The sequence below is a fragment of the Streptomyces sp. NPDC006544 genome, assembly GCF_040611715.1.
Lineage (GTDB): Bacteria > Actinomycetota > Actinomycetes > Streptomycetales > Streptomycetaceae > Streptomyces.
In genome coordinates this window covers 1-11,098 of record NZ_JBEXOV010000159.1, presented here as the reverse complement: position 1 = coordinate 11,098, position 11,098 = coordinate 1, and the positions used below count along the sequence as shown (strand labels likewise).

Here is an 11,098-nt window from a genome sequence, read left to right as displayed (position 1 = left end):
ACGTCCGCACCGCCGCTCCGCGCCGCTCCGCGCTCCGGCCGGGCGGGGCCCGGTCAGTGCACCGCCACCGGATCCGGGCGGGCGGCCCGCGCCGAGCCCTTCTTGGCGCCGAGGTGGTTGAAGGCCAGGTTCAGCGCGATGGCCACGACGCAGCCGGTGCTGATGCCCGAGTCGAGCACGACCAGCAGGTCCTTCGGGAAGGCGTGGTAGAAGCCGGGGGCCGCGATCGGGATCAGGCCGATGCCCAGCGCCGCGGCGACGATCAGGGCGTTCTCGCCCTTCTCCATGGCCGCGCCGGCCAGCGTCTGGATACCGCTGGCGGCCACCGAGCCGAAGAGGACCACGCCCGCACCGCCGAGGACCGGCAGCGGGACCACCCCGATGACGGATGCGGCCATCGGACACAGGCCGAGCAGGATCAGGATGCCGCCGCCGGCCGCGACCACGAACCGGCTGCGCACCCTGGTCATGGCGACCAGGCCGATGTTCTGCGCGAAGGCACTGCACATGAAGCCGTTGAACAGCGGGCTGACCGCGCTGCCGAGCGCGTCCGCGCGCAGGCCGCCCTCGATGGTCCTCGCGTCCGCCGGACGGCCGACGATCTTGCCCAGGGCCAGGATGTCGGCGGTGGACTCCGTCATGCACACCAGCATCACGATGCACATCGAGATGATCGCGGCGACCTGGAACTGCGGGGCGCCGAAGTGGAACGGGGTCGGGAAGCCGACCACGTCCGCGTTCTTGACGGCGTCGAAGCTGGTCATGCCCAGCGGGAGGGCGACGAGCGTACCGGCGACCAGGCCCAGCAGGATGGAGATCTGCTGGAGGAATCCGCGCAGGAACTTGCGCATCAGCAGGACGATCGCGAGGGTGACGGCCGCCATGCCGATGTTCCGCATCGAGCCGTAGTCGGTGGCGGTGCGGTTGCCGCCCTGGGACCAGTTGAAGGCCACCGGGAGCAGCGAGACCCCGATGAGGGTGATGACCGTACCGGTGACCACCGGCGGGAAGAACCTGACGAGTTTGCCGAAGTACGGGGCGGCGAAGAAGCCCAGGACCCCGGCGACGACGATCGCGCCGAAGATGACGGGGACGGCGTCGCCCCCCTCCCCCTTGCCGATGGCGATCATCGGGGTGACGCCGGCGAACGAGACGCCGTTCACGAAGGGGAGTTTGGCGCCGATCTTCCAGAATCCGAGGGTCTGGAGGAGGGTGGCGAGCCCGGCGGTGAAGAGCGAGGCGCCCATCAGGAAGGCGGTCTCGGTGGCGGAGAGGCCGACGGCGGGGCCGACGATCATGGGCGGGGCCACCACGCCCGCGTACATGGCGGCCACGTGCTGGAGGCCGCTCGTGAACATTTTCAGCGGAGGCAGGGTCTCGTCGACCGGGTGCTTCTCCTCCGGTACTGCGACTGCATCTTTGCGAAACCTGGGCGCTATGGCCACGGCTTCCTCCGGTCGGTTAAACACGTCGGCAGGGACGTGGGTGTCTTGGAGGTGGTGCGAAAGCGGTGCTAGTCGAGCCTTTGTGGAGTTGTGGGTGGCGCCGGGTGCGGCGTCCCGGGGAGTGCGGCGTCCCGGGGAGTGGGGGCGGGCGCCGGCGCCGGACCGCCGGCCGTGGGTGCCGCGGCCGCCGGAAGGCCGGTGGTACGAGAGAGCTGGAGGTGCCGTGGCGGGGGCGCGTCGCACGCGCCGCGGAGCACGTTGCACGAGTCACCGCCCCCGGGGGCGCCTTCGGTGAGAACCTCGGGCGCTACCCGGGAACGGCTGCCGCGGACCCCGCTCGGGTCCGCGGCCGCCGGCCGGGGGCCGTCCCCCCCGGCCGGACTCCGTGGGATCAGGCCTGCGCGGTCAAGCGCGCCAGGCGCTGGGCCTCTTGCCGGGTGGACACGGCGATCGCGTCCTCGTCGGCGAAGAGAAGTCGGTTGTTCTCCACGATCTGCTTGCCGTTGACGAACGAGGCCGTCACCGGGGCCGCCGCACCGAAGACCAGCGCGGTGACCGGGTCGGCGATCGAGGAGTGCAGGAACGTGCTCAGGTTCCACATCACGAGGTCGGCGCACTTGCCGGCCTCGAGCGAACCGATGTTGTCGGCGCGGCCGAGGACCTGGGCGCCGCCGTACGTGCCCAGGCGCAGGGCCTGGCGCGCGTTGAGGGCGCGCTCGCGGTGGACCGGGTTCAGGCGGTTGATCAGCAGCGCGTTGCGCAGCTCGGTGTGCAGCTCACCGGACTCGTTGGAGGCGGTGCCGTCCACGCCGAGGCCGACCGGGACGCCGGCGGCGAGCATGTCCGGGACGCGGGCGATGCCGGCGGCCAGACGGGCGTTGGAGGACGGGCAGTGCGCGACGCCGGTCTTGGTACGGGCGAACGCGGCGATGTCGGAGTCGTTCATGTGGACGCTGTGCGCCATCCACACGTCCTCACCGAGCCAGCCGGTCGACTCGAAGTAGTCGGTCGGACCCATGCCGAACAGTTCCTTGCAGAACTGCTCTTCCTCGACGGTCTCCGAGCCGTGCGTGTGCATGCGCACACCCAGGCGGCGGGCCAGCTCGGCGCCCTGCTTCAGCAGCTCGGTGGAGACCGAGAAGGGGGAGCACGGGGCGACGGCGACCTGGGTCATCGCGTCGAAGGAGGCGTCGTGGTACTTCTTCACGGTCGCCTCGGTGTCGGCGAGCGCGCCTTCGAGGGTCTCGACGGCGTGGTCCGGCGGCAGGCCGCCGTCCTTCTCGCTGCGGTCCATGGAACCGCGGGCGAGGGTGAAGCGGACGCCCATCTCGGACGCGGCGCGGATGATCGAACCGGAGAGGTCTCCGGAGCCCTTGGGGTACACGTAGTGGTGGTCCATGGCGGTGGTGACGCCGCCCTTGGCCATGGCGCCGAGGGAGCCCTGCGCGGCCGTGTACGTCATCTGCTCGTCGATGCGCGCCCAGGTCGGGTACAGCGCGACGAGCCAGTTGAAGAGGTTGTGGTCGGTGGCCAGACCGCGGGTGATCCACTGGTAGAAGTGGTGGTGGGTGTTGACCAGACCAGGGGTGACGAGGTGACCCGTGCCGTCGATGCGGCGGACCACATTGCCGAGGTTCTCGGGTGCCTTGCCCGCACCGATCGACTCGATCTTGTTGCCTGCGACGACCACGTAGCCCGAGGCGTACTCGGTGTCGTTCGCATCAACGGTTGCAATCGCACAGTTTTCGATGACGATGCGCTCTACGGCGCTGTCATGGGCTGCCGATGCTGCCATGGGACTTCCTCGTGCTTTCAGTGGCGGTGCGGGCACGGCAAGACCCAGGGGATTTGAGTGCCGGAGCCGGGGGCCTTGACAGCTGACAGTACTGCCGCCCCGTTCGGTGCGTCCGGGTGCCGATTCAGGAAGTGGGGCGTGCTGAAGGCTTCGCGCGGTCCCGGGGCCACTGCGGAGCCCCGGGACGCGCGGGCCGCCTCACAGGTTGGTCATGTCCACGGGGATGCAGGCGTCGACGCCGTCGCGCAGGACCGTCGCCTCGATCAGACCGTACGGACGGTCCGCGGCGAAGTAGACCTCGTTGTCGTTCTTGAGGCCGAAGGGCTCGAGGTCGACGAGGAAGTGGTGCTTGTTCGGGAGCGAGAAGCGGACCTCGTCGATCTCCGAACGGTGGTTGATGATGCGCGAACCCATCTGGTACAGGGTCTGCTGCAGCGAGAGGGAGTAGGTCTCCGCGAAGGCCTGGAGCATGTGCTTGCGGGTCTCCGCGTAGGACTTCTCCCAGTTGGGCATCCGCTGCTCGTCGTCCGACCAGTTGAAGCGCCAGCGAGCCGAAACCTGGGTCGCCAGGATGCGGTCGTAGGCCTCCTTCAGGGTCGTGTACTTGTCCTTCACGTAGCCCCAGAACTCGGAGTTCGTGGAGTTCATGACGACCAGGTCCTTGAGGCCGGAGATGACCTCCCAGTTCTTGCCGTCGTACGTGATCTGGGTGACCCGGGTCTCCTGGCCCTCACGGACGAAGGAGTGGTTCACCTCGTCGGAGCCGATGAACTTGGAGTTCGCGTCGGACGTGGCGATCCGGGACCAGGAGTACTCCTCGATCCGGATGCGCGCCTTCTGGATCGGCTCCTGGCTGGTGACGAACCAGCGCGCGAGGTGGATGCCGAACTGCTCGGCGGACTCGATGCCGTGCTCCTTGGCGAACGCGTACACCGTGTTCTTGGTGGTGTCCGTCGGAAGGACGTTCGCGTTCGAGCCGGAGTAGTGCACGTCGTCCATGTCCCCCGAGAGGGCGACCGAGACGTTCAGGTCCTTGATGTGGTGGGTGTCGCCGTCCCGCGTGATCTTGACGACGCGGTTCTCTGCCTTGCCGTACTGGTTCTGGCCCAGAATCGTGGCCATGCTAGCTCCCTCGGTAAACGGAGTAGCCGAACGGGTTGAGCAGCAGCGGTACGTGGTAATGCTCGCCGGGAGTGACCGAGAAGGTGATGGTCACTTCCGGGAAAAACGCACCGCTGTCCCTTACGCGGGGGGCGTCCTGCTGCGCCTCGGCTTGCTTCTCGGAACTGTGCTTACTAAAGAAGTACGTCTCGGTCTCGAAGTCCAGACGTACGTGGGTGGTGCCCTCCGGCAGCGCCGGCAGGTCCTTGCAGCGCCCGTCCGCATCGGTGGCGGAGCCGCCCAGGGCCGTCCACGCGCCGTCGAGGCCCGTGCGGGCGGACAGCGAGATCGCGACTCCTTCGGCGGGCTTCCCGATGCTGGTGTCCAGGATGTGCGTGGACACCGACGCGGTGGTCTCGGTGCTCATGTTCGGTCTACTCCCCTTCTGCGGATTCCACGAGACGGGTCAGGCGGATCCGGTTGATCTTGACGAGCTCGCCGCGGGCGATTTCGCGCTCCCGCTCCGGCGAGTTCCCGATCCGGACCTTGACCGCGTCCCTCATGAACTCGCCGGTCGCACCGGTGGCGCAGATGAGGAAGACGTGCCCGAACTTGTCCTGGTAGGCCAGGTTCAGTTCGAGGAGCTCGGTCTTGAGCGCCTCCGAGGCACCGGCCATGCCACGCTGCTCGCGGGCGGAGGTCGGGTCTCCCGGCTTCGGCCGGCCGATCGGCGCGTGGCCTCCCATCGCCTCGGCCAGGTCCTCGGCGGTGAGCTCGGCCATGGCCGCCTCGTTCGCGCGGAACAGGGTGTCGGCACTGCTGAAGGGCCGCTGGGCGAGCAGCTTGCCCACCCACGCCGAACTGGCGCACACCTCGTGCAGCTCGGCCGTGGCCTCGCTGTCGTCCAGGGTGTTCAACCGGGTGAGACCCGGGGTCGGACTCGAAGTCACGGTAGGCCTCCGTGGCCTTGTTGCTTTGACGGGCTGCGCATAGCTAACGCCCTCGGCCACACCGCGTCAACACTTTGTTGAAACTTCCCGTACACAAAAGCCGCCGCCCGGGTGAATTGGGCGGCGGCTCGTGACCGTGGGTCAGGAAGGCTTCACGCTTGGTTGGATTTGCCGGCCCCTTTGGAGGTGCCCGAGTCCCGGTTCAGGTAGTTGTAGACCGTGAAGCGGCTGACGCCCAGGGCTCCCGCGACCGTCTCCACGCCGTGCCGTACGGAAAAGGCGCCGCGCGCCTCGAGTATCCGTACGACGTCCTGCTTGGACTTCCGGTCGAGCTCGGACAACGGTACGCCGTGCCGGCGCTCCAGCGCGGCCAGGATGTGGTCCAGCGAGTCCGAGAGCTGCGGAAGCCGTACGGCCAGCAGGGCCTGGCCCTCCCAGGTGAGCACCACGTCGTCGGGCTGGGCCAGGGCCGGATCCATCAGCTCGCCGCCCATCGCGTCGACCAGCGGCTTGACGGCGGCGACGAAGGGGTGGTCGCGAGGCTCGGTCATGGGGTGTCCTCCCGGATGACGTTGACCTGGAGCGAGACGCGCGTCGCTCCGGCCGCCAGGGAGTCGCGCAGCAGCGCGGTGACCGCGGTCAGCACGTCTTCGGACTCCCCTTCGGCGGTGTTGCCGAACGGGCCGACGTCCACCGCGTCCAGTCGGGCCTTCTGGATGACCTCGCGAGCGGCCACGGCATGGGCGGGTGCCTCTTCCAGATCGAAGGGCTCGGTCGTGAATTCCACTCTCAATCGCACGCGGCTCAAGCTACCCGGAAGGGGAGGGATGGCGCGATAGCACCCCCTCGGGGGGCGGCGGGCGGGTGGCGGCCGGGCGACGGGCGGGCGGGACTTTCCGGGAGCCGGTACTTGACAAGTACGACACCGGGCTTGCAGTCTTCCATCAGGCAGAAACTAACTTCCGCAATACGGAAGGAGCGCACACCCCTCATGGGATACACGGACCAGCGCTTCGATGTGAATCTTTCGATCCTCTTCACGGAACTCCCGCTCCTGGAGCGTCCCGCGGCCGCCGCCGCAGCGGGCTTCACGGCGGTCGAGCTGTGGTGGCCCTGGATCGAGACCCCCACCCCCGCACAGGCGGAGCTCGACGCCCTCAAGAAGGCTCTTGAGGACGCCGGCACCCAGCTGGTGGGACTGAACTTCTACGCCGGCCGGCTGCCGGGGCCGGACCGCGGTGCGGTGTCGGTTCCCGGTGAGGAGTCGGACCGCTTCAACACCAACATCGACGTGGCGGCGGACTTCGCCGCCTCGGTGGGCTGCAAGGCGCTGAACGCCCTCTACGGCAACCGCGTCGAAGGCGTGGACCCGGCCGTCCAGGACGAGCTCGCGCTCAAGAACCTGGTCGTGGCGGCCCGGGCCGCGGACCGGGTCGGCGCGATCCTCCTGATCGAGACCCTCAACAAGCCCGAGTCGCCGCTCTACCCGCTGGTGAGCGCCCCGGCCGGCATCGAGGTGGTGGACAAGGTGAACGAGGCCACCGGCCTCGGCAACGCCAAGTTCCTGCTCGACCTGTACCACCTGGCGATGAACGATGAGGACCTCTCCGAGGTCATCGAAAAGTACGCCGCCAAGACCGGGCACGTCCAGATCGCGGACAAGCCGGGGCGAGGTGCCCCCGGCACCGGCGACCTGCCCCTCGAAGAGCTGCTCGACCAGCTCCAGAAGGCTGGTTACGACGGTTACGTCGGCCTCGAGTACAAGGCCGCGGACGCCGCCGCGTCCTTCGCATTCCTGCCGGCCGAGGCCCGCGCCGCGAAGTAGGCGGAAAAGTCCGGGCGAACAGCCAGGCACCACACGAACTTTTCGTACAAAGCATTAAGAGAAGGACCCTCATCATGAGCAACCTCCCCAACATCGCGTGGATCGGTCTCGGCATCATGGGCTCCCCCATGGCCGAGAACCTCCTGAAGGCCGGCTACCCGGTCACCGGCTTCACGCTGGAGCAGGACAAGCTGGACCGCCTGGCCGCGGCCGGCGGCACCTCCGCCGGTTCGATCGCCGAAGCCGTCGCGGACGCCGACGTCATCATCACGATGGTGCCCGCGTCCCCGCAGGTCGAGGCCATCTCCTACGGCGAGAACGGCATCCTCGAGAACGCCAGGTCCGGCGCGCTGATCATCGACATGTCGTCGATCACCCCGCAGACCTCGGTCGACCTGGCGAAGAACGCCGCCGCCAAGGGCATCCGCGTCCTCGACGCCCCGGTGTCCGGCGGCGAGGCCGGCGCCATCGAGGCCGTACTGTCGATCATGGTGGGTGGCGAGCAGGCCGACTTCGACGAGGCCCTGCCGGTCCTCGAGGCCCTCGGCAAGACCATCGTCCTGTGCGGTCCGCACGGCTCCGGCCAGACGGTGAAGGCCGCCAACCAGCTCATCGTCGCGGTGAACATCCAGGCGTGCGCCGAGGCCGTCGTCTTCCTCGAGAAGTCGGGCGTGGACCTCACCGCCGCACTGGACGTCCTGGGCGGCGGTCTGGCCGGCTCCACGGTCCTGACCCGCAAGAAGGACAACTTCCTGAACCGCGACTTCAAGCCCGGTTTCCGGATCGACCTGCACCACAAGGACATGGGCATCGTCACCGACGCCGCCCGCAACGTCGGTGCGGCCCTCCCGGTCGGCGCGGTCGTCGCCCAACTGGTCGCCTCACTGCGCGCCCAGGGTGACGGCGGCCTGGACCACTCCGCGCTGCTGCGCGCGGTCGAGCGCCTCTCCGGCGCCCAGATCTGATCCCGCGGCCCGCTCGCGGGCCGCGGCTCCACCCCCTTTCGGGGGCCCCGAGTTTCCGGATGGTGCCGGTGCTGACACCTGTCCTGTCGCGCCCAAGTGCCGGCACCGTCCGGATCACCTCTTCACTCTTTCCTCTTTCTTTTCAACAAACTGTTGACGTCGAGTTCATGCCGAATTTAGGCTGTTCCGTATGACGGAAGACGGATTCCGCCAGCAGTTCCCCGTACGGAAGGTCACCATGTCGAAGCGCACGCTGACGACCGAGTCTGGCGCCCCGGTCGCCGACAACCAGAACTCCGCTACCGCCGGCGTCGGTGGCCCGATCCTGGTCCAGGACCAGCAGCTCCTGGAGAAGCTCGCACGCTTCAACCGCGAGCGCATCCCGGAGCGCGTGGTGCACGCCCGCGGCAGCGCCGCCTACGGCCACTTCGAGGTGACCGACGACGTCACCGCGTACACCAGCGCCGCGTTCCTGAACACGGTCGGCAAGAAGACCGAGACCTTCCTGCGGTTCTCCACCGTGGCCGACTCGCTGGGTGGCGCGGACGCGGTCCGCGACCCGCGCGGCTTCGCGCTGAAGTTCTACACCGAAGAGGGCAACTACGACCTCGTCGGCAACAACACCCCGGTGTTCTTCATCAAGGACCCGATCAAGTTCCCCGACTTCATCCACTCCCAGAAGCGCGACCCCTTCACGGGCAAGCAGGAGCCGGACAACGTCTGGGACTTCTGGGCGCACGCCCCCGAGGCGACGCACCAGATCACCTGGCTGATGGGTGACCGCGGCATCCCCGCGTCCTACCGCCACATGAACGGCTACGGCTCCCACACGTACCAGTGGACCAACGCCCAGGGTGAGGCCTTCTTCGTCAAGTACCACTTCAAGACGAACCAGGGCATCCGCAGCCTCTCCAGCGACCAGGCGGCCGAGCTGGTCGGCACGGACGGCAACTCGCACCAGACCGACCTGCTGCAGGCGATCGAGCGCGGTGTGCACCCGAGCTGGACCCTCTACGTCCAGATCATGCCGGCCGCCGAGGCCGCGGACTACCGCTTCAACCCGTTCGACGTCACCAAGGTGTGGCCGCACAGCGACTACCCGCTGCAGCGCGTGGGCCGTCTGGTCCTCGACAAGAACCCCGACAACGTCTTCGCCGAAGTCGAGCAGTCCGCGTTCTCGCCGAACAACTTCGTCCCGGGCATCACCGCCTCGCCGGACAAGATGCTCCAGGGCCGTCTGTTCGCGTACGCCGACGCCCAGCGCTACCGCCTCGGCGTGAACCACACCCTGCTGCCGGTCAACGCCCCGAAGGCGACGAAGGCCGACAACTACGGCCGCGACGGCGTCATGGCGCTGCGCAACGGGTCGCGCCACGACAAGAACTACGAGCCCAACTCGTACCAGGGCCCGGCCGAGACCGGCCTGGCGCTGGGCGCTCCGAAGGCCGTATCCGGCTACACGGGCACCCACGAGGCCCCGGCCCACACCAAGGACGACGACTTCTTCCAGGCCGGTGAGCTCTACCGCCTGATGTCGGAGGACGCCAAGCAGCGTCTGGTGGCGAACATCGCCGGCGGCCTGTCCCAGGTCACCATCGAAGCCGTCATCGAGAAGAACCTGGCTCACTTCCACGCCGCGGACGCCGACTACGGCAAGCGCGTCGAGGAGGCCGTCCGCGCCCTGCGCGACGCCTGAGCCGCCCAGCTGTACCGGGAGCCTGACGGGAGGTCAGGCTCCGGGTGCTGAGCCCGCACCGCGGACCCGGATGAGGGGTGGTACGCGGTGGGGGCAGGACGAGGACCGTGGCGAGCGTGCGAGCCAGTGCGGTGGTAATGGGTTCCGAAGCCCGTCTCTTGACCTGAGGGAGACGAAGCAGAGGTTCTCGTCGCCGCCCGCCACGGTCCCAGCCACTCCTCGTACGGAGGGACCGCGCGCAGAGTCCCCCTATATAGAGGGCAGCCTCCCCCGGCCGTCGGGTTCCGCCCGACGCCGCCACAGACTCCGCCCGGCGGTGCGAACGTCCTGTCGCGCCAGCCTCGTACCGTCGGGCGGTAACAGCTCCACCTGCTCGAAGAGCCGAGTCACGGACGGTCCCGTGACTCGGCTCTTTGTCATGTCCGGGCGCGGGAGCCTCGTCATCGTCGGCTGCGGCATCGGCATCGGCATCGGCGGACGGAGACGGAAACGGCCCGCGGGGGCCGGCCTCAGGCCGGCTTGCGCCGCTCGAGCCCGCCGACCCGTGCCATCAGGAAGGTCGAGCAGGAAGGTCGAGCAGGAAGGTCGAGCAGGAAGGTCTGGCTCGGCCGGCCGGGCGTACTGCTGCTCGACGCCGTCATGTGCTCGGACCGTTCGGTACGGACCGACACGGACGGCCCGCTCTGCCAGTACCGGGCGATGCCGTCGGCGGCGCACGTGTCGTTCTCCTCGGCGCAGCGGGCGGAGCGGCGGGGCCTTGGGGGCCGGCGGGGCCTGGGGGCCGGCGGGGGACGCAGAACGGCCCCCGTTCCTCCTTGAGTTCTAGTGATCGTCGCAACACCCCGATTCGGGGAGTGCGATGGACTTTGAGATCCGGGACCGTTCGGTCAACCGGGGACGCCGTTCGTTGACCGAGGAACGGCGTGCCTACCTTCAGCTCATGCAGCAAGGCGTGAGCAGTCGGGAAGCGTGCCGGATCGTCGGTATCAACCTCAGGGCGGGGAAGCGGTGGCGTAACGGCCGCGCCCCGTCCGGCAGGACCGGAAGGGCGCTACCGCTCACAGCGGTAGCGCCCTCGTCCGGTCCTTCGCGCTTCCTGCGGGAGGCGGACCGGATCCACATCGCCGACCGGTTGCGCGAGAAGGCCACCATCCGGACGATCGCGGCCGAGCTGGGCCGCAGCCCGTCCACGGTCAGCCGCGAGATACGCCGCAACCGGCACCCGTTCAATGGCCAGTACCGGCCGCACGCGGCCCAGGCCCGCGCCGATGCCCGCCGGCCCCGCCCCAAGCCGGGGAAGATCGGCCAGAACACCGCGCTG

At 68.7% G+C, this 11,098-nt stretch carries 11 protein-coding genes; 4 read left to right on the top strand and 7 right to left on the bottom strand.

Going from position 1 to position 11,098, the window contains the following annotated elements:
* Positions 1-53 precede the first annotated feature (53 nt).
* The 7 genes from ABZY44_RS36065 to ABZY44_RS36035 form a co-directional block, all read right to left on the bottom strand.
* Entirely contained in the window at positions 54-1,445 is a 1,392-nt protein-coding gene (locus ABZY44_RS36065) for a nucleobase:cation symporter-2 family protein (RefSeq protein WP_356661492.1), read from the bottom strand.
* A 391-nt stretch (positions 1,446-1,836) separates the two neighbouring features.
* A complete protein-coding gene (locus ABZY44_RS36060) occupies positions 1,837-3,240 on the bottom strand; it encodes an 8-oxoguanine deaminase (RefSeq protein WP_356661490.1) in 1,404 nt (467 codons plus the stop codon).
* A gap of 198 nt (positions 3,241-3,438) precedes the next feature.
* The gene (gene pucL / locus ABZY44_RS36055) at positions 3,439-4,362 is read right to left on the bottom strand and encodes a factor-independent urate hydroxylase (protein ID WP_356661488.1); all 924 of its coding nucleotides are present in this window, start codon (positions 4,360-4,362) and stop codon (positions 3,439-3,441) included.
* A gap of 1 nt (position 4,363) precedes the next feature.
* Positions 4,364-4,768, bottom strand: coding sequence for a hydroxyisourate hydrolase (uraH, locus tag ABZY44_RS36050; RefSeq protein WP_356661486.1), 405 nt, complete (start codon positions 4,766-4,768; stop codon positions 4,364-4,366).
* A 7-nt stretch (positions 4,769-4,775) separates the two neighbouring features.
* Positions 4,776-5,291, bottom strand: a complete 516-nt coding sequence (gene uraD, locus ABZY44_RS36045) for a 2-oxo-4-hydroxy-4-carboxy-5-ureidoimidazoline decarboxylase (RefSeq protein ID WP_356661484.1) — start codon at positions 5,289-5,291, stop codon at positions 4,776-4,778.
* Between the two features lie 152 nt (positions 5,292-5,443).
* Positions 5,444-5,842: a helix-turn-helix domain-containing protein gene (locus ABZY44_RS36040; RefSeq protein WP_356661482.1), complete on the bottom strand. Its 399-nt coding sequence runs from the start codon at positions 5,840-5,842 to the stop codon at positions 5,444-5,446.
* Entirely contained in the window at positions 5,839-6,090 is a 252-nt protein-coding gene (locus tag ABZY44_RS36035; protein WP_356661480.1) for a hypothetical protein, read from the bottom strand. The genes ABZY44_RS36040 and ABZY44_RS36035 overlap by 4 nt, the downstream gene beginning before the upstream one ends.
* A 192-nt stretch (positions 6,091-6,282) precedes the next feature.
* On the opposite strand from ABZY44_RS36035, the gene ABZY44_RS36030 reads away from it, so the two are divergent.
* The 4 genes from ABZY44_RS36030 to ABZY44_RS36015 all read left to right on the top strand — a co-directional run.
* Entirely contained in the window at positions 6,283-7,116 is an 834-nt protein-coding gene (locus tag ABZY44_RS36030; protein ID WP_356661478.1) for a TIM barrel protein, read from the top strand.
* Positions 7,117-7,190: 74 nt separating this feature from the next.
* The gene (locus tag ABZY44_RS36025) at positions 7,191-8,081 is read left to right on the top strand and encodes a 2-hydroxy-3-oxopropionate reductase (RefSeq protein WP_356661476.1); all 891 of its coding nucleotides are present in this window, start codon (positions 7,191-7,193) and stop codon (positions 8,079-8,081) included.
* 238 nt (positions 8,082-8,319) lie between these two features.
* Positions 8,320-9,777 carry a catalase gene (locus tag ABZY44_RS36020; RefSeq protein ID WP_356661494.1) on the top strand — a complete coding sequence of 486 codons (1,458 nt, stop codon included), beginning with the start codon at positions 8,320-8,322 and terminating at the stop codon, positions 9,775-9,777.
* Positions 9,778-10,636: 859 nt separating this feature from the next.
* Positions 10,637-11,098, top strand: a 462-nt coding sequence (locus ABZY44_RS36015; protein ID WP_356661474.1) for a helix-turn-helix domain-containing protein, incomplete at its 3' end; no start/stop codon positions are given.